This window comes from Microbacterium oleivorans (assembly GCF_001691565.1).
Classification (GTDB): Bacteria; Actinomycetota; Actinomycetes; order Actinomycetales; family Microbacteriaceae; genus Microbacterium; species Microbacterium oleivorans_B.
In genome coordinates, this window is the sequence record NZ_MAYO01000003.1 from 1,964,613 (window position 1) to 1,986,739 (window position 22,127).

At 70.5% G+C, this 22,127-nt stretch carries 25 protein-coding genes and 1 tRNA gene; 13 read left to right on the forward strand and 13 right to left on the reverse strand.

The genetic code is table 11. The annotated features are described in order from the left end of the window. The first annotated feature begins 79 nt into the window (after window positions 1–79). The 3 genes from BBA86_RS12165 (at window position 80) to BBA86_RS12175 (ending at window position 3,707) form a co-directional block, all read left to right on the forward strand. Complete coding sequence (locus BBA86_RS12165; RefSeq protein ID WP_317614753.1) at window positions 80–1,015, forward strand: alpha/beta fold hydrolase; 936 nt, start codon at window positions 80–82, stop codon at window positions 1,013–1,015. A 339-nt stretch (window positions 1,016–1,354) separates the two neighbouring features. Next, on the forward strand, window positions 1,355–1,633 hold the full coding sequence (locus BBA86_RS12170) for an HU family DNA-binding protein (protein ID WP_018187642.1): 279 nt from the start codon (window positions 1,355–1,357) through the stop codon (window positions 1,631–1,633). Window positions 1,634–1,715: 82 nt separating this feature from the next. Further along, window positions 1,716–3,707 carry a cytochrome c oxidase assembly protein gene (locus tag BBA86_RS12175; protein ID WP_065571800.1) on the forward strand — a complete coding sequence of 664 codons (1,992 nt, stop codon included), beginning with the start codon at window positions 1,716–1,718 and terminating at the stop codon, window positions 3,705–3,707. Window positions 3,708–3,713: 6 nt separating this feature from the next. Here BBA86_RS12175 and BBA86_RS12180 read toward each other — a convergent pair whose 3' ends face one another. Continuing rightward, entirely contained in the window at window positions 3,714–4,838 is a 1,125-nt protein-coding gene (locus BBA86_RS12180; RefSeq protein WP_065571801.1) for a hypothetical protein, read from the reverse strand. A gap of 35 nt (window positions 4,839–4,873) precedes the next feature. On the opposite strand from BBA86_RS12180, the gene BBA86_RS12185 reads away from it, so the two are divergent. The 3 genes from BBA86_RS12185 to BBA86_RS12195 all read left to right on the forward strand — a co-directional run bounded on the left by BBA86_RS12185 (window position 4,874) and on the right by BBA86_RS12195 (window position 8,482). Beyond that, window positions 4,874–6,265 (forward strand): ATP-dependent RecD-like DNA helicase, encoded by a 1,392-nt coding sequence (locus BBA86_RS12185; RefSeq protein ID WP_065571802.1) that lies wholly within the window; start codon window positions 4,874–4,876, stop codon window positions 6,263–6,265. A gap of 91 nt (window positions 6,266–6,356) precedes the next feature. Further along, window positions 6,357–7,610: a serine hydrolase domain-containing protein gene (locus BBA86_RS12190; protein WP_223247089.1), complete on the forward strand. Its 1,254-nt coding sequence runs from the start codon at window positions 6,357–6,359 to the stop codon at window positions 7,608–7,610. Further along, window positions 7,607–8,482, forward strand: coding sequence for an EamA family transporter (locus BBA86_RS12195; protein WP_083199574.1), 876 nt, complete (start codon window positions 7,607–7,609; stop codon window positions 8,480–8,482). Before BBA86_RS12190 ends, BBA86_RS12195 begins: the two co-directional genes overlap by 4 nt. A 19-nt stretch (window positions 8,483–8,501) precedes the next feature. Here the strand turns inward: BBA86_RS12195 and BBA86_RS12200 are convergent, their stop codons facing one another. From BBA86_RS12200 to BBA86_RS12230, 7 genes are all read right to left on the reverse strand, one after another. Further along, complete coding sequence (locus tag BBA86_RS12200; protein ID WP_065571804.1) at window positions 8,502–9,197, reverse strand: sirohydrochlorin chelatase; 696 nt, start codon at window positions 9,195–9,197, stop codon at window positions 8,502–8,504. Further along, window positions 9,194–10,342, reverse strand: coding sequence for a uroporphyrinogen-III synthase (locus BBA86_RS12205; RefSeq protein WP_065571805.1), 1,149 nt, complete (start codon window positions 10,340–10,342; stop codon window positions 9,194–9,196). Before BBA86_RS12205 ends, BBA86_RS12200 begins: the two co-directional genes overlap by 4 nt. Then, window positions 10,339–11,574 carry a uroporphyrinogen-III C-methyltransferase gene (cobA, locus tag BBA86_RS12210; RefSeq protein WP_065571806.1) on the reverse strand — a complete coding sequence of 412 codons (1,236 nt, stop codon included), beginning with the start codon at window positions 11,572–11,574 and terminating at the stop codon, window positions 10,339–10,341. Before cobA ends, BBA86_RS12205 begins: the two co-directional genes overlap by 4 nt. Further along, the gene (gene nirD / locus BBA86_RS12215) at window positions 11,571–11,951 is read right to left on the reverse strand and encodes a nitrite reductase small subunit NirD (protein ID WP_065571807.1); all 381 of its coding nucleotides are present in this window, start codon (window positions 11,949–11,951) and stop codon (window positions 11,571–11,573) included. Before nirD ends, cobA begins: the two co-directional genes overlap by 4 nt. Next, window positions 11,948–14,524 carry a nitrite reductase large subunit NirB gene (nirB, locus tag BBA86_RS12220; protein WP_189318464.1) on the reverse strand — a complete coding sequence of 859 codons (2,577 nt, stop codon included), beginning with the start codon at window positions 14,522–14,524 and terminating at the stop codon, window positions 11,948–11,950. Before nirB ends, nirD begins: the two co-directional genes overlap by 4 nt. A gap of 74 nt (window positions 14,525–14,598) precedes the next feature. Beyond that, a complete protein-coding gene (locus BBA86_RS12225; RefSeq protein ID WP_065571809.1) occupies window positions 14,599–15,471 on the reverse strand; it encodes a formate/nitrite transporter family protein in 873 nt (290 codons plus the stop codon). A gap of 143 nt (window positions 15,472–15,614) precedes the next feature. Next, window positions 15,615–15,944, reverse strand: coding sequence for a hypothetical protein (locus BBA86_RS12230; protein WP_065571810.1), 330 nt, complete (start codon window positions 15,942–15,944; stop codon window positions 15,615–15,617). 132 nt (window positions 15,945–16,076) lie between these two features. Between BBA86_RS12230 and BBA86_RS12235 the strand changes: the two genes are divergently transcribed. The 4 genes from BBA86_RS12235 to BBA86_RS14615 all read left to right on the forward strand — a co-directional run bounded on the left by BBA86_RS12235 (window position 16,077) and on the right by BBA86_RS14615 (window position 17,749). Further along, window positions 16,077–16,610, forward strand: a complete 534-nt coding sequence (locus BBA86_RS12235) for a MarR family winged helix-turn-helix transcriptional regulator (protein ID WP_065572297.1) — start codon at window positions 16,077–16,079, stop codon at window positions 16,608–16,610. Between the two features lie 76 nt (window positions 16,611–16,686). Further along, the gene (locus BBA86_RS12240) at window positions 16,687–17,046 is read left to right on the forward strand and encodes a hypothetical protein (protein ID WP_065571811.1); all 360 of its coding nucleotides are present in this window, start codon (window positions 16,687–16,689) and stop codon (window positions 17,044–17,046) included. 103 nt (window positions 17,047–17,149) lie between these two features. After that, on the forward strand, window positions 17,150–17,494 hold the full coding sequence (locus BBA86_RS12245) for a hypothetical protein (protein ID WP_065571812.1): 345 nt from the start codon (window positions 17,150–17,152) through the stop codon (window positions 17,492–17,494). 99 nt (window positions 17,495–17,593) lie between these two features. Next, window positions 17,594–17,749 (forward strand): hypothetical protein, encoded by a 156-nt coding sequence (locus tag BBA86_RS14615; RefSeq protein ID WP_189318465.1) that lies wholly within the window; start codon window positions 17,594–17,596, stop codon window positions 17,747–17,749. A 10-nt stretch (window positions 17,750–17,759) separates the two neighbouring features. Here the strand turns inward: BBA86_RS14615 and BBA86_RS12250 are convergent, their stop codons facing one another. After that, the gene (locus BBA86_RS12250) at window positions 17,760–18,056 is read right to left on the reverse strand and encodes a YrhK family protein (protein WP_065571813.1); all 297 of its coding nucleotides are present in this window, start codon (window positions 18,054–18,056) and stop codon (window positions 17,760–17,762) included. A 70-nt stretch (window positions 18,057–18,126) separates the two neighbouring features. Here BBA86_RS12250 and BBA86_RS12255 point away from each other — a divergent pair, with 70 nt between their 5' ends. Genes BBA86_RS12255 through BBA86_RS12265 form a run of 3 tightly spaced genes read left to right on the forward strand, consistent with a single transcriptional unit; the run spans window position 18,127 to window position 20,336 of the window. Beyond that, window positions 18,127–19,014 carry a hypothetical protein gene (locus BBA86_RS12255; RefSeq protein ID WP_065571814.1) on the forward strand — a complete coding sequence of 296 codons (888 nt, stop codon included), beginning with the start codon at window positions 18,127–18,129 and terminating at the stop codon, window positions 19,012–19,014. 7 nt (window positions 19,015–19,021) lie between these two features. After that, the gene (locus BBA86_RS12260; protein WP_065571815.1) at window positions 19,022–19,831 is read left to right on the forward strand and encodes a hypothetical protein; all 810 of its coding nucleotides are present in this window, start codon (window positions 19,022–19,024) and stop codon (window positions 19,829–19,831) included. A gap of 34 nt (window positions 19,832–19,865) precedes the next feature. Beyond that, window positions 19,866–20,336 (forward strand): hypothetical protein, encoded by a 471-nt coding sequence (locus BBA86_RS12265; RefSeq protein WP_065571816.1) that lies wholly within the window; start codon window positions 19,866–19,868, stop codon window positions 20,334–20,336. Window positions 20,337–20,370: 34 nt separating this feature from the next. Here the strand turns inward: BBA86_RS12265 and BBA86_RS12270 are convergent. The 4 genes from BBA86_RS12270 to BBA86_RS14710 form a co-directional block, all read right to left on the reverse strand. Next, window positions 20,371–20,444: transfer RNA gene (locus BBA86_RS12270), tRNA-Gly, on the reverse strand. Between the two features lie 62 nt (window positions 20,445–20,506). After that, complete coding sequence (locus BBA86_RS12275) at window positions 20,507–20,860, reverse strand: hypothetical protein (RefSeq protein ID WP_065571817.1); 354 nt, start codon at window positions 20,858–20,860, stop codon at window positions 20,507–20,509. A 28-nt stretch (window positions 20,861–20,888) separates the two neighbouring features. Continuing rightward, window positions 20,889–21,578 carry a hypothetical protein gene (locus BBA86_RS14705; protein WP_223247090.1) on the reverse strand — a complete coding sequence of 230 codons (690 nt, stop codon included), beginning with the start codon at window positions 21,576–21,578 and terminating at the stop codon, window positions 20,889–20,891. Then, window positions 21,515–22,087, reverse strand: coding sequence for an MFS transporter (locus tag BBA86_RS14710; protein WP_223247091.1), 573 nt, complete (start codon window positions 22,085–22,087; stop codon window positions 21,515–21,517). The genes BBA86_RS14705 and BBA86_RS14710 overlap by 64 nt, the downstream gene beginning before the upstream one ends. Window positions 22,088–22,127: the final 40 nt, after the last annotated feature.

Consider the following 22,127-nt stretch of genomic DNA (forward strand, 5'->3'; position numbering starts at 1 on the left):
CTGTCGCATCCGAATCTCGCGACATCCTCCGAATCAGATGATGGATGCCGAGATGCACCCGCCTGGTAGCGTCCGTCGCGTGCACCCCCCGATCGAGCCCCACGCCTCCGGCATGCTGGAGCGCCCGGACGGCGCCCGACTCCACTACGAGGTCTCGGGCTCCGACACCGGCCGCGGCGCGCTGTACCTGCACGGCGGACCCGGCGGTGGCCTCGGCAAGGGCGGCTACCGACGCGTATTCGATCCCGACCGGTACCGCATCGTCGGTCTCGACCAGCGCGGATGCGGCGCGAGCACGCCCTGGGCGATCGACGACCTTGTGCACCTCGACGCCAACACGACTCCCGCGCTGATCGCCGACATCGAGGGGCTCCGAGAACACCTCGGCATCGACCGCTGGCTGGTCTACGGCGTCTCGTGGGGCTCGACCCTCGCGCTCGCCTACGCGCAGGAACATCCCGAGCGGGTCAGCGAGATCATTCTGCTCGCGGTGACCTCGGGTGCGCGCGACGAGATCGAGTGGATCAGCGACGGCGTCGGCCGTATCTTCCCAGAGGCCAGGGCGCGGCTGGGCGAGCTCGTCCCGCCCGAGGAGCGGGTCGTCGACGCCTATGCGCGGATGCTGCGAGACCCCGACCCCGCGGTCCGGACTCGGGCAGCCGACGCCTGGGATGACTGGGAGTCCTCGCACGTCGGCCTCTCGCCCTGGGCGGAGCCCGGGCCGTTGCACGAGGACCAGCGCATGCGGGAGAACTTCGCCACCCTCGTCACGCATTACTGGTCGCAGGACTGCTTCCTCGACGCGCCGATCCTCGAGCGGATGGACCGACTGACCGGCATCCCGGGCGTCCTCATCCACGGCCGGCGCGACGTCAGCGGACCAGCCCTGACCCCATGGCTGCTGCACACCGCGTGGCCCGGCAGCCGTCTGCACATCCTCGAGGAGGAGGGCCACGGCGGCCCGGCCTCCGCGCAGCTCGCCTGCGACGCTGCCGACGGGTTCGCGCGCAGGTGACGCCGGACTCGGAGAAGCGCTCCGGATTCGGACGCGCAAGCGCTGCCGCATCCGAAACCGACGACGCCGTCCGAATCCGGCGACGGATGCCGTCGGCACAACTACCCCGAAAAGCAACCCCCTCCGCGGAAATCCGCGGAATCCCGCCGAAACGGCCTCATTCGCCCCAAAAGTCACATCTGACACGCGACACGCCGCCCGATTACGGCTCAGATGACCCAAAATCCGCGGAAACACGCGGTTCGTGGGTATATTCGGGACCGGTCGCAACGACCAGCCGGCGGTCACCCCGTCGGTCCGAGTAACTGAAGACGGCGATCCGCCGTCTGGAGGAGCACCATGGCCATCACCAAGACCGAACTCGTCGCCAGCATCGCCAGCGCCACCGGCGAGAGCCAGGCCACCGTCTCGCGCGTCGTCGACGGCCTGTTCGCGTCCGTGTCCGAGGCTGTCGCCAAGGGCGAGAAGGTCTCGATCCCGGGCTGGATCGCGTTCGAGCAGGTCGAGACCTCCGCTCGCACCGGCCGCAACCCGCAGACGGGTGCCGAGATCAACATCCCCGCCGGCAAGCGCGTCAAGGTCAGCGCCGGCTCGAAGCTGAAGGCTGCCGTCAAGTAAGACGCTGCAGTCGTACGAAGGGGGATGCCGAGAGGCATCCCCCTTCGGCGTTCCCCCACCTGCCCGCGCGTAGGCTTGCAGGGTGAATCCGCGCGCTCTCCGCTTCGCCGGGCCGGCGATCCTCGCGGGCGCGGGTCTGATCGCGCTCCTGCTGGGTCTGGCCTACGGCGGCGGCGCCGCGCCCCTCGTGATCGGCGACCCCGGCCCCGTTGTGCGCTGGGCGCTCCCGGTGGCCGAGCTGACGGTCAACCTGTCGGCGGCCCTCCTCGTGGGTTCCCTCGTCCTGGCGCTCTTCTCGCTGGTCGCGGAGTCGAAGGAGTTCGACTTCGCCCTGGATGCCGCCTCTGCGGGAGCGGCGATCCTCACCGTCGCGAGCGCCGTCACCGGCTACCTCACGTTCCTCAAGGTCCTCGGCGCCACTCCGAGCGCCGATGCCGCCTTCGGCGAGCAGCTCGGACGCTTCCTCGTCGAGACCGACCCGGGTCGCGCCTGGCTCATGACGACCGTCGCCGGCGCGGTGCTCACCGTCCTCGCCTTCGCCGTCCGCGGCTGGCTCGCAACGCTGCTCGTGGCGCTGCTCGCGATCGCGTCGATGGTCCCGATGGCGACCGCCGGCCACACCGGCAGCGAAGCGAACCACAACATCGCGGTGACCTCGCTCGCCCTCCACATCATCGCCGCCGCCGCCTGGCTCGGCGGCCTGCTGATGCTCCTGCTCCTGCGTCCGCTCCTGTCGAGCGATCGGCTCGCCACGGTCCTGCAACGGTATTCGAGCATCGCCCTCGCCGCTTTCGTCGTCGTCACCCTGTCGGGCATCGCCCGGGCGGCCATCGGCATCCTCTCGTTCCAGAACCTCTTCTCGGCGTACGGCGCCCTCCTGATGGTGAAGGTCGTCGCCCTCCTGGCGATGGGCGTGCTGGGGGCGTTCTATCGGCGTCGACTGATCGCCGGCATCCGTGACACGGCCGTCGCGGCTCGCTTCTGGACACTCGTCGCGCTCGAGGTCGTGTTCATGGGGATCGCCTCCGGTGCCGCCGTCGCCCTCTCGCTCACGCCGCCGCCCGTCGACACCACGCTGCCGTTCGACCAGACCCCGGCCGAGGTGCTGACGGGCTCGCCCCTGCCCCCGGAGCTCACGGTCGACCGGTTCTTCACGACCTGGGACATCGACCTCATCTGGGCCTTCGCCGCCGGATTCGGCCTCTTCTTCTACCTCGCGGGCGTGCGACGGCTCCGTCGCCGCGGCGATACCTGGCCCGTGGGACGCACGATCTTGTGGGTCACGGGTCTGGTGCTGCTGGTCTACGTGACGTGCGGGCCGGTGAACGCGTACCAGGACTACCTGTTCAGCATGCACATGACGGCGCACATGCTGCTGTCGATGGCGATCCCGATGTGTCTCGTGTTCGGTGCCCCCGTCACGCTCGCCTCGCGCGCCATCCGCAAGCGCGACGACGGGACGCGCGGCGGCCGCGAGTGGATCCTGTGGGCGGTGCACAGTCCGTACGCCAAGGTGATCACGCACCCCCTCGTGGCGGCCGCGCTGTTCATCGTGTCGCTCTGGGCCTTCTACTACACCGACCTCTTCCGGTGGACCCTGTACGAGCACCTAGGGCACGAGTGGATGGTGATCCACTTCCTGACCGTGGGCTACCTGTTCGTGCTGTCGCTCGCGGGGATCGATCCGGTGCCCTACCGGCTTCCGCACGCCGGCCGCCTCCTCACCCTCATCGGCATCATGGCGATGCACGCGTTCTTCGGCATCGCGATCATGATGGCGTCGGGGCTCTTCGTGGCGGAATGGTTCGGGTCGATGGGACGCACCTGGGGCCTCGACCCGCTCGCGGACCAGTACACGGGCGGCGGTATCGCCTGGTCGATCGGCGAGATCCCGACGCTCATCCTCGCGATCGTCGTCGCGGTCCAGTGGAGCCGGTCGGACGAGCGCCGTCAGCGCAGCAGCGACCGCCACGCCGACCGGTCGGGGGATGCGGAGCTCGAGGCCTACAACGCCCGCCTCGCGGCGATCGCCGCGCGCGACGAGCGGGATGCCCGGCGGCAGGCCGCGCGCTGAGACCGGTCAGTCCGCGGCCGAGACGGCGATCGACGCCGTGCCGTCGGGGAGGATCGTGATCTTGCCGGTGAGGAAGAACGGGACGAGTTCCTCGACGTCGTAGACCGAGCCGTCGAAGATCGACCGGATCTGCACGTTGATCTTCGCGACCGCCTGGGTGCGCGTGATGGCCCAGCCCGCGCCGTCGGGCTCGAGCGTGACGACGGGGTTCTCTTCGATCTTCCACGTCGGTGGTTCGACGATGCGGTTGCGCACGTAGTACCCGAAGGGGCAACCGGTCGGTTGGAGGACCTTCTGCGTCGCGCACTGAGCGAGGAAGTCGTCCACCTCCTGCTGCACGACCCCGATGAACTTGTCGGTCGGTTCGGCCTGGAACGACACGGGTATCGCGGCGAGGGGGGTGTCGGAGAGGACGGCGACGCCCGGGCTCGTGGTCGCCGCGGTGTCGACCGTGATCGAGTACAACCCCGGCGAGAAGGCGAGCAGCGGAAGGGGCTCGAGCGGGTCCGCTCCGGCACCGTCGGACGAGACCTGTCGCTTGTCGACCGAGAAGCCGTTCACCTCGAACTGCATCGAGCCGCGCACCTCGAGCTCGATGACGGCGAGAGGGCTCTCGGCGAAGCGCCAGCGGGGCAGGAGCGCGCCGTCGTCGTCGCGCTCCACCTCGAAGGTCGTCGTGCCGGAGTGGCCGCCGACGCGATAGGTGACGGTGACCGTGGTCGTGCCCTCGGCATCCGTCGTCTCGGATACCGCTTCGACGTCCGTCAGGTGGCTGAGGGCGTTGCCGCGCAGGAGCGCGCCGCTCGCGTCCGCCGGGAGCTTCGCCGCCGCGAGTTCGGTCGACGACGCGGAGACGCCCGGAAGGCGGAGGGCGTCCGTCGCCCTCCCGTCGGCGAGCAGGTGCAGGTAGTCCAGGACGAAGGCGGTCGGGCTGTAGAGCTGCCGGTAGAGCACGGCGCCGGTCGCTCCGATCGCGCCGATCAGGAGGATGCCGATGACACCGAGTGCTGTCAGATCGACCGCGAGCCGGCGGCGGCGGCGCGGCCCGGCGACGGTCTCGGTCCGGGTGGGGGCGACGGGAACGTCCGACTCGGCGGCATCCGCCGTCACATCGCCCCCGTCGTGTTCCACGTGCCCAGTCTAGGAAAGGCCGGCTGGTAGCTAGCATGGTTCCGGTGAGCCTGCCGCCCCTGTCTCCTGAACAGGACGCGCTCTTCCGCCTGATCGAGGACACGCGTGAGCACGTGTTCGTGACCGGTCGCGCCGGCACCGGCAAGTCGACGCTGCTGCAGCACCTGTCGTGGAACACGAACAAGCAGATCGCGGTCTGCGCGCCGACGGGCGTGGCCGCCCTGAACGTCGAGGGGCAGACGATCCACTCGCTGTTCAAGCTCCCGATCGGGCTCATCGCCGACAGCGAGATCGAGCAGACCGACGCGACCCGCAAGATCCTGAACGCGATCGACACGCTCATCATCGACGAGGTCTCGATGGTCAACGCCGACGTCATGGACGCGATCGACCGGTCGCTCCGGCAGGCGCGTCGCAAGCGCGCCGAGGCCTTCGGCGGTGTCCAGGTCGTCATGTTCGGCGACCCGTACCAGCTCTCCCCGGTTCCGCCGCGGGGCGACGAGCTCCGCTACATCCAGGACCACTACCGCTCGTTCTGGTTCTTCGACGCGCAGGTCTGGGCGGGCCCTCGAGCGGATGCCGGTGCCATCCGCTCCGACGGACTGCTCGATCTCGGTCGGGTCGGCGCTCCGCTGCACATCGCCGAGCTCCGCAGCATCCACCGACAGTCCGACGACGCCTTCAAGGCGATGCTGAACGCGGTGCGCCACGGGATCGTGACCGCCGACATCGCGGGGGCCCTGAACGCGGCCGGTGCGCGGAAGCCGCCGGAGCCGGCGCCGGGCGAGGTGCCGATCATCACCCTCGCGACCCGCAACGACATCGTCTCCCGCATCAACCAGCGTCACCTCGATGCGCTGCCGGGGCCGGCCCAGACCGCGCGCGCCGAGATCAGCGGCGACTTCGGCCGCGGCGACGCCTACCCCGCCGATCAGGAGTTGCAGCTCAAGGTCGGCGCTCAGGTGATGTTCCTGCGGAACGACATCGGCGGTTTCGGCGGCGACGGCCCGCGCTGGGTGAACGGGTCGATCGGCACCGTGACGCGCATCGCGGGCGGCACCGTCCGCGTCGAGCTCGACGGTGAGGAGCACGACGTCGAGCCCACGGTCTGGGAGAAGTTCCGGTACGCCTACGATCCCGGGACGCGCAAGCTGACGCGCGAGATCGTGGCCGAGTACACGCAGTTCCCCCTCCGGTTGGCGTGGGCGGTCACGATCCACAAATCGCAGGGCAAGACCTACGATCGTGCGATCGTCGACCTCGGCAACGGGGCGTTCGCCCCCGGCCAGACCTACGTGGCGCTCTCGCGACTGACCTCGCTCGACGGGCTCTACCTCTCGCGCCCACTGCGACCGGCCGACATCCTCGTCGACCGGGACGTACGCCGCTTCATGGCGGGGGTGCGGGCGGCGCAGAACGCGGGCTGACCCCCGGCATCCGTCACCGCGCGAGGCGCAACCGGGCAGATGCGAGGGGTGTGCTGTAATCGTTGAGACGAAAACCGGGGGTGGTCTGCGCGTGGCTGGACGTGTGTCGAGGCGAGTGATCGCTGCAGTGACGGCGCTCGGCCTCGCGATCGGTCTCGGCGCATGCGCTCCGACGCCGGAGCGCATCGACATCGGTGTCGACCAGGTCGACGGCGCACTCCCCGCGGATCTCGCGACGCAGATGCAGACGCTCACCGAGACGGCGATGACCTCGGTCGGCGCCAGCGGTGCGATCGTCTCGGTCTCGGTCCCGTGGTCGGGTGAATGGGTCGCGGGCCTCGGCACCTCGGGTGCCGGGGGCCCCAAGGTCGACCCGTCGATGACCTTCAAGAGCGCCAATGTGACCCGCGCCATGACGTGCGACCTGCTGTACGCCCTCGTGAAGAAGGGCACCGTCCGCCTCGACGACACCGTCGGCGACTGGCTCGACGCGTACCCCGGCCAGGCGTCGATCACGCTGGGTGACCTGTGCGACGGCAGGAGCGGTCTGGCCGGCTACATGAGCCGGATCTTCTCCCGCGTCGTCGCGGCCCCGGACCGCGTGTGGAACCCGCGCGAGCTGGTCGCCTACGGCATCGCGCGGCCCACGACCGCCCAGCCGGGAGCGGAGTTCGGCGACTCCGACACCGGCTACGTGCTGCTCGGGCTCGCCCTCGAGCGCGCGGGCGGAGAATCCCTCGCCGACCTGTACCGCGAGTACGTCTTCCAGCCCCTCGGGATGTCTTCGAGCTCGTATCCCGCCGGTGTCGGCGGCGGTGACCGTCTCACAGGCGGGTACATCCCCAACGGCAAGGATCGGAAGCCGGAGTGCAGTGAGCCGACCGACGTGACCGCGGTCACCTCGAGCGTCGGCGCCGCCTCCGGGGGCGTCGTCTCGACGGTGGGTGATCTGTCGACGTACGTGCGCGCTCTGGCTGTCGGCGCCCGACCGTACGATGCGGATACGCGTTACGCCGACCCCCGCCCGGCGAACTCCGATCAGCCGACATGGTTCACGGCGGACGGCGGCACCTACCAGGCCGGCAGCCTCGTCGGACAGTTCGGCTCGCTCGCCGGCTACATGGTCGCGGCGTTCGCCGACCGGACGACGGGCATGTCCGTCGTGGTCGTGCTCAATGACTCGCGCGCATCGGCGAACGCCGTGCGCGTGCTCGCCTGGCAGCTCGCGGCGCTGGCCTCGAAGGCCCCCGCCGCGGACGGACGGACGGCGCCCGAGATGGGCCTGCCGTGGACGGCGGAGAGCCTCGCTCCCGAGCTCGCCCGCTACGCCATCTGCGGAGGGTGACCGCCCGCAGCACGTCGATGAGTGCGGTCACGCTGGTCGTCGTCGGCCTGTGCTGTCAGGAGGTCGGCGCCTCGCTCGCGGTGTTCCTGTTCCCCGAGGTCGGACCGCTGGGCATGGTGATGCTGCGCCTCGTGTTCTCCGCGCTCATCCTCGGGCTCATCGCGCGACCTTCGTGGCGCGGCCACACCCGCGCAGCCTGGGTCGCCGTCGTCCAGCTGGGTGTCGCGCTGGCGGTCATGAACGGGTTCTTCTACCTCGCTCTCGAACGCCTCGCCCTCGGGGTGACGGTGACGATCGAGGTGCTCGGTCCGCTCGCCCTGTCGATCATCGCGAGCCGGCGGGCGTCCGCCTGGGTCTGGGCGGGGCTCGCGCTCGTCGGCGTGTTCGCGCTCGGCGGCGGAGGTCTCGACCGGCTCGATCCGCTCGGTGTCCTCTTCGCCCTCGGGGCCGCCGTCAGCTGGGCGTTCTACATCCTGTCGTCCGCGAAGGTGGGCGCCGCATTCCCCAAGCTCGACGGATTGGCGCTCGCGATGGCGGTGGGCGCGGTCCTCTCACTGCCGTTCGGGATCGCGGATGCCGGGAGCGCGCTTCTGCGTCTCGACCTCATCGCACTCGGTGCGGCCGTCGCGCTCCTGTCCTCGACCGTTCCGTACGCCTTCGAACTGATCGCGCTCCGACGCCTTCCGGCGGCCGCATTCGCGATCCTCATGGCGCTCGCTCCCGCGACGGCGTCGCTGGCGGGCTTCCTCCTGCTCGGGCAGCACCTCACGGTTCTGGAGGTCATCGGCATCGCGCTCGTCATCGCGGCCTCGATCGGTGCCGTCCGTGCAGCGGGCCGCCGCGCGGACGAGGTCGTCGAGCCGCTCGGCTGAGTCTGTCGGCTGAGGCCCCTCAGGCCGCGATCGCGAGGCGGGCGGTGGCGGCGAGGTACCGTTCGACGACCACCGCCGCGACGGCGTCGTCGGGCGCGAGCGGCGCGGTGACCACGTCGGCGCCGGCGCGGGCGATCACGTCCGCGAAGAATCCTGGCGCGAGGACGTAGCTGGCGGCGACGACCCGCGTCGCCCCCGCGTCGCGCGCGGCGGCGACGGCGGCGGCGATCCGGGTTCCGGCGCCCGCGGCGAAACCGACCGAGAGGGGAGCGTCGATCCGCGCCCGCAACAGGTCCGCCACCTCCGCGACGTCGACGGATGCCGCCGGATCGCTCGATCCCGCCGCGGCGAGCACCACCGCATCGCCGGGCGCGAGGCCGACTCCGCGCAGTCGATCTGCAAGCAGGTCGGCGAGGAGGGGGTGCGGCCCGAGGGCGGCGGTCGCGACCGCACGGGACCCGGCATCCGTCACCGCGCGGGCGATGTCGACCTTCGTGTGGAACCCGGTCGACAGCAGGAGCGGGACGACGACGGTCGGGCGGGGTGCGGTGGCCCGTACGACATCGTCGATCTCGGGCTGCTGCACGTCGACGAACGCCTCCTCGACGGCGACGTGGGGCAGGAGCAGGCGCACCTTCTCGACGACGGCCGAGATGGCGGCGCGGCCTTCGAGCGAGCTGGTGCCGTGCGAGCAGGCGACGAGGACGGGGGTCACGGTGTCTCTCCCGGGGTGAGGACGTCGAGGCGGTAGCCGCGTTTGACGACGGTGCGGATGAGGGTCGGGATGCCGACGGCCTCGCGCGTGCGCGCGATCGCGACGTCGACCGCGTGGGTGCTGTCGCCGGCTCCCGAGCGGGGCAGGGCCTCGGCGAGCTCGGCGCGGCCGACCACCCCGCCGCGGGCAGCGAACAGAAGCGACAGGATGGCCGCGGAGGTGGGGGAGAGGGGGAGGAGCGATCCGCTCAGGACGGCGGCTCCGCTGCGGAGTTCGAGTCGGCCCGCCGTGGTCTCGAGTGCGGGAGCGCCCCCGCCGCCGAAGTGCGTGACGACAGCGCGGACGAGGGAGCCGAGACGTCCGCGCTCGGCGATCAGGGGCGCCGCTCCCACCTCGACGAGCGGGCCCGCCGTGATCGGGCCGACCGCGGCGAGAAGGAGGGTGCCGTCCAGGGAACGCCGCACGATCGCCTCGAGCGCCCGCTCCCGGCGGGCGGTGGCGAGCCATTCGGCGGCACCGGGCGCCGAGGTGAAGAGCACGGCGTCGACCTCGCCCTGCGCGGTCTGGGCGACCGAGCGTGCGACGGCGGCGGCATCCGGCGGAGGTCCCCAGCGGTAGACGGTCAGGCTGACGACCTCGGCGCCCGCGGCCGAGAACAGCTCGTCGAGCCCGTCCGCGCCCGACCCGTGGTGCTGAACCGCGACCCGTCGACCGGCCACGCCCTCAGCCAGCAGGAACGCGCCGAGCTCCTCGGAGGTCTCGGACTCGGCGACCCAGTCGGCGGTCAGGCCGGCCTGCTGGATCGCTCCGCGTGCCTTCGGTCCGCGCGCGACGATCTGCGCACCCGCGAGCGCATCGTGGAGCCCGCCCTGCAGTCCCGCCTCGTCGGCGGCTTCCATCCAGCCGCGGAATCCGACTCCGGTGGTGGCGACCACGACGTCGGGCGGATCGGCGATCAGTGCGCGGGTCGCGCCGATGAGCGCGTCGTCGTCGATGTGCGACTCGATCGTGAGAGCCGGTGCGTGGCGCACCGTCGCCCCGTGCCGTTCCAACGCCGACGCGAGCTCGGACGAGCGACGATCGACGGCGATGACGATCGTGCAGCCGCCGAGCGCGGCGGAGAGGGCGGGGCGGACGGCGGTCACCGGGGCGGATCCCCCGTTCCCGCGGCGACGGGCTCCGGCAGCAGGAGACCCGCGGCGGCGACGTCGCCCACCACGATGACGGCGGGATTGCTGACACCCGCGGCCGCGGCATCCGTCACCGCGTCGGCGAGGGTCGTGCGGGTGGTCCGCTGCGACGGCGTGTGGCCGCGCTCGACGATCGCCACCGGACGATGGGCGGGCGCGCCGGCCGCGAGCGCGGCGGCGACGAGCTTGGGAAGCGCCGCCACCCCCATGAGGATGACGGTCGTGATCGTGTCGTCCGCGAGGGCTGCGCGGGTGGCTGCGGTGACCGGGCCCTGCCCGATCGCGACGTGGAGACCGGCCGCCGTGCCGCGGTGGGTGACCGGGATGCCGGCGGCCTGGGGGACCGAGACGACACTCGTCAGCCCGGGCACGACCTCGACCGGGACGCCCGCCGCGAGGCACGCGGTGACCTCCTCGCCGCCGCGTCCGAAGACGAACGGATCGCCGCCCTTCAGCCGCACGACGCGCTTCCCGGCTTTCGCGTGGGCGACGAGGAGGGCGTTGATCTCCTCCTGCGGCACGGGGTGGTTTCCGGGAGCCTTGCCGACGTCGATCACCTCGACGTCGGGGTCGAGTTCGCTGAGTACGTCGGTCGGGCCGAGACGATCGGCGACGACGACGTCGGCCTCGGCGAGCAGTCGGCGGCCGCGGACGGTCATGAGGTCGGCGGGTCCGGGACCCCCGCCGACGAGGTCCACGCGCCCGGCGCTCCTTCGGCGGCGGCGGAGAGGCAGCATCCCGTCGCGCAGCGCCGCCCCGATCGCATCGCGCAACCGGGCGGACCGTCGCGGATCGACTCCGGCGTCGGAGGCCACCCCCACGATGACATCGCCCGAGCGGGTCTCGGCCGTCAGCCTCGCCGTCCCGTGGGCGCCGTCGGAGGTGTTCACGCAGAGCACGCGAGCCGCCTCGCACCACGCCGCGACGGTCGCGTCGACGGATGTCCGGGCTGTCGCCGTGTGCACGAACCAGGCATCCGCCACATCGGCTTCGCGGGCCGCGCGGGCGATCCACGTGACGCGACCGGCGTCGACGAGCTCACGCATCGCGGAGCCCACCTCCGGGGCGACGACGGTCACGAGGGCGCCCTCGCCGAGGAAGCGGCCGACTCGGCGGGCGGCGACGTTACCGCCGCCGACGAAGACGACGCGACGCCCGGTGAGGGACAGCCCGATCATGGTGGTCATCGCTGCTCCTCCCGGAGGTAGACGATCCCGTCGGCGACGGCTGCAGGCCAGACGCGCAGGGCCCGCGGCTCCTTGCCGTTCGTTTCGAGGCAGACGCCGGTGCGGAGGTCGAAGACCTGCTTGTACATCGGGGAGGCCACGGTGGGCACCTCGCCGCGGGTACCGACGATCCCGCGCGAGATGACGTGGGCTCCGCTGTACGGGTCGAGGTTCTGCACCGCATGCACGCGCCCGGCGTGGGTGAGGAACAGTGCGACCTGCGTCTCGCCGAGGAGGGCGGCGCGACCGCGTTCGGTCTCGAGGTCGGTCACCGCGCACACCGCCGTCCAGTCGGCGGGCGCAGCCGCGGCATCCCTCTCGTGCGTCACGATCGTCATCGCCGCACCTCCAGAGTCGTGCCGGCGATGAGAACTCCCGCGTCGCGGTCCTCGGCCGTGGCCGGACGCGCCTGGCCGCGCTCGGCGGTGTACGCGAGCGACGGGTCGGGAGTCGTGGGGGCGTTGACGAACGAGGCGAACCGGCGGAGCTTCTCGGGGTCGTCGAGGGTCGCCTTCCACTCGTCCTCGTAATTCTCGACGTGGCGCGCCATCGCGGCATCCAGGTCGGCGCAGATCCCGAGCGAGTCGTCGAGGATCACGCGGCGCAACTCGTCGATACCGCCCTCGAGATCTTCGAACCACGGGGCCGTGCGCTGCAGCCGGTCGGCGGTGAAGACGTAGTACATCAGGAAGCGGTCGATCGCCTGGAGCAGCCCAGCGTCGTCGAGACCTTCGGCGAGGAGAACCGCGTGGCGCGGGGTGAAGCCGCCGTTGCCGCCGACGTACATGTTCCAGCCCGCCTCGGTCGCGATGACGCCGACGTCTTTGCCGCGGGCCTCGGCGCACTCGCGCGCGCAGCCCGAGACGCCGAGCTTGATCTTGTGCGGCGATCGCAGCCCCCGGTAGCGGAGCTCGAGCTGCACCGCCATGCCGACCGCGTCCTGCACGCCGTAGCGGCACCACGTCGAGCCGACGCACGACTTCACGGTGCGCAGCGACTTGCCGTAGGCGTGGCCAGACTCGAACCCCGCATCGACGAGCCGCTTCCAGATGTCCGGCAGCTGCTCGAGACGCGCACCGAACATGTCGATGCGCTGTCCGCCGGTGATCTTCGTGTACAGGCCGAAGTCCTGCGCGACCTGTCCGATGACGAGCAGGCCCTCGGGGGTGATCTCGCCGCCGGCGATGCGAGGGACGACCGAGTAGCTGCCGTCTTTCTGCATGTTGGCCATGACGTGGTCGTTCGTGTCCTGCAGGGTCGCGTTCTCGCCGTCGAGCACGTGGCGACCGGTGAGGGTCGACAGGATGCTGGCGAGCACCGGCTTGCAGATGTCGCAGCCGCGGCCGGTGCCGAAGCGATCGATGACTGCGCTGAAGGTCGACAGCCCCGAGACGCGGACGGCGTCGAAGAGCTGGCGGCGCGACATCGCGAAGTGCTCGCAGAGGGAGTTGCTGAGGGCGGCGCCGGTCTTCGCGAGCTCGCTGCCGAGGAGCTTCGTGATCATGCCGACGCACGATCCGCACGCCGCTCCCGCCTTCGTGCAGGCCTTGATCGCCTTCACGTCCGAGCAGCCCTCGTCGTGGACGGCGGAGCGGATGCCGCCGGCCGTGACGCTGTTGCAGGAGCACACCAGCGCCTCGTCCGGCAGTTCACCCGTCGGAGCGGCGACGCCCTCTCGCGGCATGAGATAGGCGACCGGATCGCCGCCGAGCGCGCCGCCGACGAGGGGGCGGAGCGACCCGTAGGCCGAGGCATCGCCGACGAGGATGCCGCCGAGCAGGGTCTTCGCGTCGTCCGACAGGACCAGCTTCTTGTAGACACCCGCCACCGGGTCGGCGTAGACCACGTCGAGCGCGCCGGGCGTCTCGGCGAAGGCGTCGCCGAAGCTCGCGACGTCGACGCCCGAGAGCTTGAGCTTCGTCGAGACGTCGAAGCCCCCGAACGATGCCTCGAGTCCGAGCAGCCGCGCCGCCGCAACCTCGGCCATCGCGTAGCCGGGAGCGACGAGCCCGACGCACTGGCCGCCGAAGCTCGCCACCTCTCCGATCGCGAGGATGCGCGGGTCGGACGTGTCGCAGCCGGCATCGATGGCGACTCCGCCACGCGCATCCACCGTGAGCCCGGCCGCGCGGGCGAGCTCGTCTCGGGGACGGACGCCGACGGTGAACACGACGACGTCGGTGCGCTCCCACGAGCCGTCGCGGAACTCGAGGCCGATCACCCGACCGCTGCGGTCGGCGTCGAGCCGCGTCGTCAACGCCGAGGTCCGCACGCCGATGCCGCGCTGCTCGATGAGGCGCCGCAGGGCGTCGCCGGCGGGCAGGTCGAGCTGGGCGGACATGAGGCGGTCCGAGGACTGGATGACGGTGCAGTCGACATCGAGGCCCTGCAGGGCGCCGGCCGCTTCCAGGCCGAGGAGCCCGCCGCCGATGACGGTTCCGGTGAGTCGGCGGCCGAGCTCGGCGGAGCGTCGCTCGACGAAGCGCTCCAGGGCCTCGACGTCGTCGAGGGTGCGGTAGACGAAGCATCCGTCGTGGTCATAGCCGTCCACGGCGAGCCGGGCGGCATACGAGCCGGTCGCGAGGACCAGCCGGTCGTATCCGATGCGCTCGCCGCGGTCGGTGACGACCTCGGCTCGGTCGCGGTCGATGCGCGTGACCGTCGTGCCGCGCTGGAAGCGCACGCGCTCGTCGGCCAGCGGCGACGCGTCGAGTTCGAGGTCTTCTGCGGACGCGCCGGCGAAGAACGAGGTGAGGCCGACGCGGTCGTACGGATGCCGCGGCTCCTCGCCGATCACGGTGACCCGCCACGCGTCGTCGGTGCGGCTGAGCAGGCTCTCGACGAACCGGTGGGCGACCATCCCGGCGCCCACCACGACCACGTGGGGCGGGGTGGGGCCGGTGGAGCTCATGTCGTGAACGTATTCGGGCGACGTTGCAGCCGAGGTCCCGTCGTGTTGCGGGCTCTTTACGGGGCGCACGGTGATCACCGGACGGCGACGGGCGCGTCCGCCGCGGCGGCGCGGGCGGCATCCTCACGGCGCGAAGCGCGCACGCGGCGGGGGGCCGCGGGGCGTCCGTACGTGAAGAACAGCGGGAGCCCCACGAACAGCAGTCCCCCGACGAGGTTGCCGACCACCGTCGGGATCTCGTTCCAGATCAGGTAGTCGCCGATCGTGAAGTCGCCGCCGAGCAGCAGGCCCGAGGGGAACAGGAACATGTTCACGATCGAGTGCTCGAAGCCCATGAAGAAGAAGAGCATGATCGGCATCCACATCGCGACGATCTTGCCGACGACGTCCTTCGACACCATCGCGAGGACGACCCCGGTGGCGACCATCGCGTTGCAGAGGACGGCGCGGACGAAGAGGGTCAGCATGCCGTTCGCTCCGTGCTCGGCGTAACCCACGGTGCGGCCCTCACCGATGTGGCCGATCGCCTGACCGACCTCGTTCGGCGGGGTCGAGAATCCGTTGGTGAACACGATCGCCATGAGCACCGCGATCGCGAACGCGCCGATGAAGTTGCCGAGGAATACGAGTCCCCAGTTGCGGAGGATGCCGCCGAGCGTGACGCCCGGGCGCTTGTCGAGCCAGGCGAGCGGTGCCAGGACGAACACGCCGGTCAGCAGGTCGTAGCCGAGCAGGTAGAGCATGACGAAGCCGATGGGGAACAGCACGGCGCCGAGGATCGGGCTGCCGGTGGTGACGCTGATGGTCACAGCGAAGGCGGCGGCGAGGGTGAGGATCGCGCCGCCCATGATCGAGCGGATCAGGGTGTCGCGGGTCGAGAGCATGACCTTCGACGCGCCGGCGTCGATCACGGTCTGGACGAGTTCGGTGGGCTTGACGTACGTCATCGCAGTGCCTTTCAGTCGTGGAGCCGGGTGTGAGGCTCGACGCTAAAGGGCGGGTGTTTCCCCCGACCGCACGGGGATCGACCGCTTTGGTTACCTCTTCCTCTCAACCGAAGAAGGCGCGATGTGAGAACGGATGCCCGGGGTCACTCCTCGTGGCCGACGGAGCGGGCTTCGAGGTACGCGCAGAGTTCTGCCGCGACGGCGAGTTCGGCGGCCATGCCGTGGAGCTGGTGGCTGTTGAGGATCGTCGTGTCGGGCTGCGGTTCGAACATCACGCGCCACGAGGTCTCGCCGATCTGCACGGGCTCCATGGAGATCGCAACGGTCGCATTCTCGAGGGGGACGATGACGAGCCCCGTGTCGGATCCGTCGGACCCGTCCTGGACGATCACCTTGATGCGGTCGCCCGCGCCCCGGGCGTCGTGGAACTCGGACACCCACGTCTCGAGGGTTTCTTTACTGCGGAACGGCATCGGGACTCCTCCCCCGGGTCGCGAGGAGGGTAGCGGATCGGCGGACACGTGGCCACAGGCATCCCTGCACCCTCTCTCATCACCTATTCTCGACGAGATCGCCGTGAACGGCGTCATTACCGGGGAGTGAATGTGGCGGACGTCGACGCGCAGACCAGCGAGGAGCCGCCAGCGACGGCCGGGTACTGGTACGACGAGTCGCCCGGCCAGCGCGAACGTGCCCGCCGCGTCCTCGAGGCCCTCCGCACGTACCGTGCTGCCGAGTCCGCGATGCGTCGGCGTACGCGGGACTCGATGTCCATGGGTGAGAACGAGCTGCTCGCCCTGCGCTACCTGCTCCGCCAGCCCGGCCACTCCGCTCGTCCCGCCGAGCTCGTGAAGTACCTCGGGGTGACGTCGGCCTCGATCACGACGATGCTCGACCGGCTCGAGAAGACCGGCCGTATCGAACGGCTGGCGAATCCGGCGGATCGGCGAAGCATCTTCGTGAAGGCGACGACGCACGCGAACGAGGAAGTGCGCGAGACCCTCGGCCGCATGCACGGGCTCATGTACGACGTCGCTGTCGGGATGAGTCCCGAGGCGCAGGAGCACGTCGTCGACTTCCTGCGTCGGATGTCGGATGCCGTCGACGGTGTCGACCCCGTCGTCGTCGAGGAGCCCTGACGCACTCGCCGTACCTGGCTCGGGCGCCGAAAGCAACTGGTCGGTCGAAACCGGGCTCGCCACCCATAGTGGTCACATGAGATGCATCACCTACGCCGGCGAGACCGTGGTCACGACCGATGACGTGGCGGAGGCTCTCGTCACCCTGACCGCCGCCGTCGCCGAGGTGGGACGCGCCGACGCGGTCACGATCCCCATCGTCTTCGAGAAGAACGGCGAGATCGGCGAGGCATCCCTCGTCATCGGCGTCGGCAACGACGTCCTCTCCGTCGCGACCGACTGGGATCGACCCGAGCCGGACTTCTCCTTCGCCGCGGCGCAGTTGCGGAGGCACCCGCACTTCCCGCGCGACGACAGCGGATCGGCGGAGGTCGTGTACGACGATGGGCCGGAAGCGTACTGGGACCCGGACCTCGACGGTTTCGGCCGTAACTGACGTCCCGATAGGTCGTGTCACCTGGGGGTGTTACCCTCGCGGCAGAGCTCGATATCGTCCCGCCGGAAACGTCCGGTGCGCCTGTCGCGCGAGAGAGACGACCATGCCGTACCGCAGCCGCGCCACCCTCCAGCAGTGGCTGGACGAGTTCATCGCCGCGCACGGGGGCGGAGACCTGATCAAGGTCGTCATCCAGGACGATTCCTGGGGTGACGACGGCGGGCTCGTCGTCGTTCCGCTGCGGAACGCCTCGACCACCGTCTACGTGCGGCCGCCGATGGGCGGCGACTCCCGGTGGCGCGTGGTCTTCGAGCCGCAGCTCCACGAGGTCGCGTTGACGGCCGAAGACACGGCCGCGCTCGTTGCCGAGCTCGGAACCGCCGCCGAGCTGTGCGGGTACCTCGAGGTCCGATCGGTCGCCCACATCGAAGCAGCGCCCACGGCCTGACGGTCCTCCGGCCACTCGATGCGCCGTCCATCCTCCTGAGGGTGCGCGGACTCGTGCCCCGAGGTCATGCGGTCGCGCCGCAGGCGAGGCCTGCGAAGGATGTCGCGCACACCGGGAAGGATCAACCCGGCGTGGGTCGAGGTGCTGATGGCGACGGCCAACTCGCCACCCGGCCTGTACATCGTGCCGGAACCGGATCCCGCGGAACCGGTCGACCCGATCGCCGAGGCAGCCTGGCCGGCGACGAGGGATTGATTCGGGGCGGTCAGAAATCGCGGGCCGAATCTCCCGGCGCACCGCCGCCGAGTCGACGCAGGTGCACGTGCCGAGCGAGTCGGATTAGAGGGCGGATGAGCAGTTGGATGCTGCCGAGCAAGAACAGCCAGGTGCCGATCGTCGTCGTCGATTCCGAGAAGAACAGGATGCTGCCGACGATGAACCAGCCCGCGACCATGACGTCGTTGAGGATGCTGGCCACCTCGTACTTCCGGCGGATGACGATCTCATCCCGTCCGATGGAGAATCGGATGGTCCGGTCGTCGGATGCGTCGCGCGATGCCATGCTTCCATGACATCAGGGATGTGCGGCGGTGTGCGACCGCGCAGGGTGAGCGAGGAGCCGGGGGGCGACGATGTCGAATCAAGCTGCGGGGAGGGCCGCCGCGATCCTGGCGGTCGCCATCGGGACGATCGCGCTCTCGGGCTGCATCTCGCTGGGGCCGAAGACGGTGGACGACACACCCGATGGAGTGCCGTCGCCGGCGTCGACGGAGACCGCCGGGTCTCCCGCCCCCGACGATCTGATCGTCCGGACGGCCGACACCGAGCTGCGACTCGATTCCCTCCCCGCGGAGGCCGGATACGAGGGCATGCCCGACGACGTGCCCGCCATCACGGGCGATGACCTTTACGTGTTCGTTCGACAGGACGGGTGGATGCTGTTCGCCGAGCAGCGGGGCGGCGACGTCGTCGGTTGCGGCATGGATGTGTCCGAACCCGAGATCACCGACCTCGGGAAGGGGTGGTGGAAGGTCGCGAACCGGTCGGAGGCCGACACGTACGCGCTGTGGCTCCAGGCTGCGAGTGGTCCCGGTCTCCCCATCGGGGGCACCGTCGGGTCGTCTCAGGCGTACGTGAAGTGGACCACGGAGACCACCTTCGGCGTGCCGGCGACCAGCTCGCTCGACCTGACGCGGAACTCCGACGGCGACGGTGGTTCCGTCGAGCTCCACCTCCGTGATCTGACCACTCCGTTGAACGCCGTGAAGGCGACCGTGGCCCTCGGAGGTGGCGAAGAGAGCGTCGATCTCCCGCTGTCCATCCCGGACTGGGCGTGCGACCAGCCCGGTGACCTCACCCTCTTCTCCCGTCTCTCCCCGGAGCAGATGGCGACTCTGGGCACGGACGATGCGGTCGACTACGACGTCGAGCTCTTCCTCGACGGAACCACGTACACGGCGGCCGGAACGGTGGACGCGGCATCGAGCGCAGAGCCGACGTGGACTCCGGCTCTGCCGTGATCGACGCATGAGCTTCGTCGACGACAGCGCGATGTTCTCGCGGACCGCGAGGATCGCCGGGCCGATGACGCCCGACGACACCCGGCGATTGGCCGGCGCCGGATACGAGGGCGTTCTGCTCGATCACGGCGCGGGGGACGCGGCATCCGATCTCCGCTGGATCGCCGACGTACCGTCGTTACGATTCGTCGAGGTGACCGGCAAGATCGCCACGCCGTCGCTCGCGGTACTGGAGGGGACGAGCGTTCGGTCGCTGATCGTCAGCACGAATCAGGCGCGCCCGGTTCCGACCGGAGACCTGCACTGGGCGGAGCACATCCACTCGGAGTCGTTCGGCTTCGCGGCGGGCGGGTGGGTCGGGCTCCCCCGGCTGGGGAATCTCGTCCTGGGTCGGGTCGCCGGCGAAACCGTCACCGCGGGGGACGGATGCGCAGCGCTCACGTCGCTCACGCTGCAGGGCAAGGGGCAGACCTTCCTTTTCGAGTGGGAGAGCCCGCCGGCGAAGCTGGAACGGATGCACCTAATCCGGTTGCGGTGTCGGGAGGTGACCGCGGTGTCCGCATGCCGAGCGCTGCGGAGCCTCCACATCGACAACTCGGCTGTCCTCACCGGAGGGGAGGTCCTCGACGTCTCTCCGCTGGCCGGCCTGCCGGATCTGGATAGCCTGGGGATCGCGGAGAACCTCCCCATGAGAGGAGTGCCGCGGCTGCTCGAGAGTCGGGCGCCGTTCGGCTGGCTGCCGGTTGCGAAGGGGCTTCACGACGGCGATCCGGCGCACCCCCGCCTGCGAGAGTTCGTCTACCGCACCACGACCTGAAGGGGGACGGATGCCGAGAAGAGGTGTAGCGGCGGTGGTTCTCGTCGCTCTGATGCTCGTGCTCTCGAGCTGCAGTCTCGTGACGTCTGCCTACGTGGTGCGCACTCCATCGGGTGGATATCAGCTGGTCGTGCCGCCGCAATGCTCCCTCACGATCGTGTCGGTCGTCGTGAAGCACTCCGGCGACCCGGACGATGACGTCGGGTTCGATGATCTCGAGACGATCTGGGCGGCCAGGGCGGACGGAGCGGGACGCGAAGCGGTCACTCTGCTCGACGAGAACGACGGGTACACGAGCGAGTGGTCGGCTCGTGGGGTCGCTGCCGACGCTCGCGTGGTCATCGGGTGGGCGGAAGTGCACTCCGACGGCGATGTATCCAGCAACTCGCTCGCCGGCACCCTTGCCGACATGGGCGAGGGCGACCTGCTCTGGTATGACGGCGTGACCAGCCGCGATGAATACGACCGGGCCGTGAGATCGCCTTCGGGTCGGTTCAGCTGTTGACCGAGAGTGTCGGAACCAGCTTGAGAAGTGATAGTGGAGGGGCTGACGGGAATCGAACCCGCGCTATCTGCTTGGGAAGCAGATGTTCTGCCATTGAACTACAGCCCCAGTGCGCCCGGAGGCGCCTCGTAAGCCTAGCAAGGCTCAGAGGCGTTCGTCCGTTGCGGCCCTCAGTCGTTCGTCGGAGGAGTCTGAGGCGGACCGCCCAGCGGCGGCTGACCGGGACGCGGCGGCTGTCCTCCCTGCGGCGCCTGGCCGGGGTACGGCGGCTGGGCGCCGGGCTGCGCGTTCCCGGGGTACGGCGGCTGAGCGCCGGGCTGTCCGCCTCCGGGGTACGGGGCGCCCGGCCGCGGAGCGAAGATCATGCCGCTCTCCTGCATCGCGCGGAGCATGCCGTTCTTCACCGCGGTGCGCTGGATGAGGTACCCGATCCAGATCGCCAGAGCGAAGAAGCCGATGTAGAGGATGATCCCGAAAATGATGACCCCGGCGCCAAGCCCGGCGTAACCCCCGTAGTTGTCCATGCATCGCACTGTATCGAGCGCGGAGATGTTAGTCCCGCACCTTGACGGAAGCGCCCACGACCAGCAAGCCGAGCGCAGCGACGAGCCCGGCGAGCGCCATCCACCCGCCCGCCGTCCATGCCGCCGCGCCGATCGTCCCGATCGCGCTCGAGCCGACGTAGTACGCGACGCTGTACAGCGCGACGGCGTGCTGCCGACCGGAGCCACCCGCCCGCGCGGTCGCGGCGTTCGCCGTCGCATGGGCGAGGAACATCCCCGCCGTGATGAGAACGATGCCGAACACGATGAGGGCCACGGGCGATGCGAGGGTGATGAGGGCGCCGACCGACATCGCGACACCGCCGGCGACCAGCGGCATCCGTGTTCCGAAGCGTCGCACCAGGGCCCCCGACAGCCGCGAGGTCACCGTGCCCGACAGGTACGTCAGGAACACGAGCGAGACGGCGGTCGCCGATAGGAAGTACGGCGCCGCCTCGAGACGGAAGCCGAGGGCGTTGAAGACCGCCACCATCGCCCCGACCACCATCGCCCCGATCGCGTACAACGGCAGCGCTCGCCGGTTCACGGCCTGCCGCCCGAGGGTCCGCAGGCTGATATCCAACGGCACCGGACGATGCTCGTCGGTCGGCGGCAGCAGCACCGCGAACAGCGCCGTCAACGCCGCCGCGAGGATCCCCAGCACCTCGAGCGACAGCCGCCACCCGACGAGCTCGCCCACCGGCGCCGCGACGATCCGCCCCGCGAGCCCGCCGACGCTCGTCGCCGCGACGTACGCGCCCGCCGCGATCCCGGCGCGCTGCGGGCCGGCGGCCTCGTGCAGGTAGGCGACTGCAAGAGCCGGGATGCCGCCGAGCGCGAGCCGAGCAGGAATCGGCCGACGAGCAGCCCGGCGAACCCGGGCAGCAGCGGCGATGCGACGGCGATGACCGCCGCGGCCACGGCGGCGACGCGCAGCATCCGCCTGCGCCCGAAGCGGTCGGCCGCCAGCGCCCACGGCAGGATCGCGAGTGCGAGTCCGAGCGTCGCAGCCGACACGACCCACGACGCGTCGGCCGCGGTGAGCCGGTACGTTTCGGCGATCCCCGTGAGCAGGCCCTGCGGCGCGTAGAGCACCCCGAACGTGGCGATCCCGGTCGTCCACATCGCCGCTCCGAGGCGGCGCGGCGACGCGGTGAGTGGGGGGATGCCGACGGTCGTCACCCGCTCCACGGTAGGCATCTGTCGCATACAGATCCAATACCCATACGCGTGGAGCGATAGCGTTCTT

Bases quoted from the DNA above. Each gene is read 5' to 3' on its own strand.
- BBA86_RS12225 (WP_065571809.1), bottom strand. From the start codon at position 15,471: ATGACGTACGTCAAGCCCACCGAACTCGTCCAGACCGTGATCGACGCC.
- BBA86_RS12245 (WP_065571812.1), top strand. From the start codon at position 17,150: ATGCCGTACCGCAGCCGCGCCACCCTCCAGCAGTGGCTGGACGAGTTC.
- BBA86_RS12170 (WP_018187642.1), top strand. From the start codon at position 1,355: ATGGCCATCACCAAGACCGAACTCGTCGCCAGCATCGCCAGCGCCACC.
- BBA86_RS12260 (WP_065571815.1), top strand. From the start codon at position 19,022: ATGAGCTTCGTCGACGACAGCGCGATGTTCTCGCGGACCGCGAGGATC.
- nirB (WP_189318464.1), bottom strand. From the start codon at position 14,524: ATGAGCTCCACCGGCCCCACCCCGCCCCACGTGGTCGTGGTGGGCGCC.
- BBA86_RS12275 (WP_065571817.1), bottom strand. From the start codon at position 20,860: ATGGACAACTACGGGGGTTACGCCGGGCTTGGCGCCGGGGTCATCATT.
- BBA86_RS12230 (WP_065571810.1), bottom strand. From the start codon at position 15,944: ATGCCGTTCCGCAGTAAAGAAACCCTCGAGACGTGGGTGTCCGAGTTC.
- BBA86_RS14710 (WP_223247091.1), bottom strand. From the start codon at position 22,087: ATGCGACAGATGCCTACCGTGGAGCGGGTGACGACCGTCGGCATCCCC.
- BBA86_RS12240 (WP_065571811.1), top strand. From the start codon at position 16,687: ATGAGATGCATCACCTACGCCGGCGAGACCGTGGTCACGACCGATGAC.
- BBA86_RS12185 (WP_065571802.1), top strand. From the start codon at position 4,874: ATGGTTCCGGTGAGCCTGCCGCCCCTGTCTCCTGAACAGGACGCGCTC.
- cobA (WP_065571806.1), bottom strand. From the start codon at position 11,574: ATGACCACCATGATCGGGCTGTCCCTCACCGGGCGTCGCGTCGTCTTC.
- BBA86_RS12255 (WP_065571814.1), top strand. From the start codon at position 18,127: ATGTCGAATCAAGCTGCGGGGAGGGCCGCCGCGATCCTGGCGGTCGCC.
- BBA86_RS12250 (WP_065571813.1), bottom strand. From the start codon at position 18,056: ATGGCATCGCGCGACGCATCCGACGACCGGACCATCCGATTCTCCATC.
- BBA86_RS14615 (WP_189318465.1), top strand. From the start codon at position 17,594: ATGTCGCGCACACCGGGAAGGATCAACCCGGCGTGGGTCGAGGTGCTG.
- nirD (WP_065571807.1), bottom strand. From the start codon at position 11,951: ATGACGATCGTGACGCACGAGAGGGATGCCGCGGCTGCGCCCGCCGAC.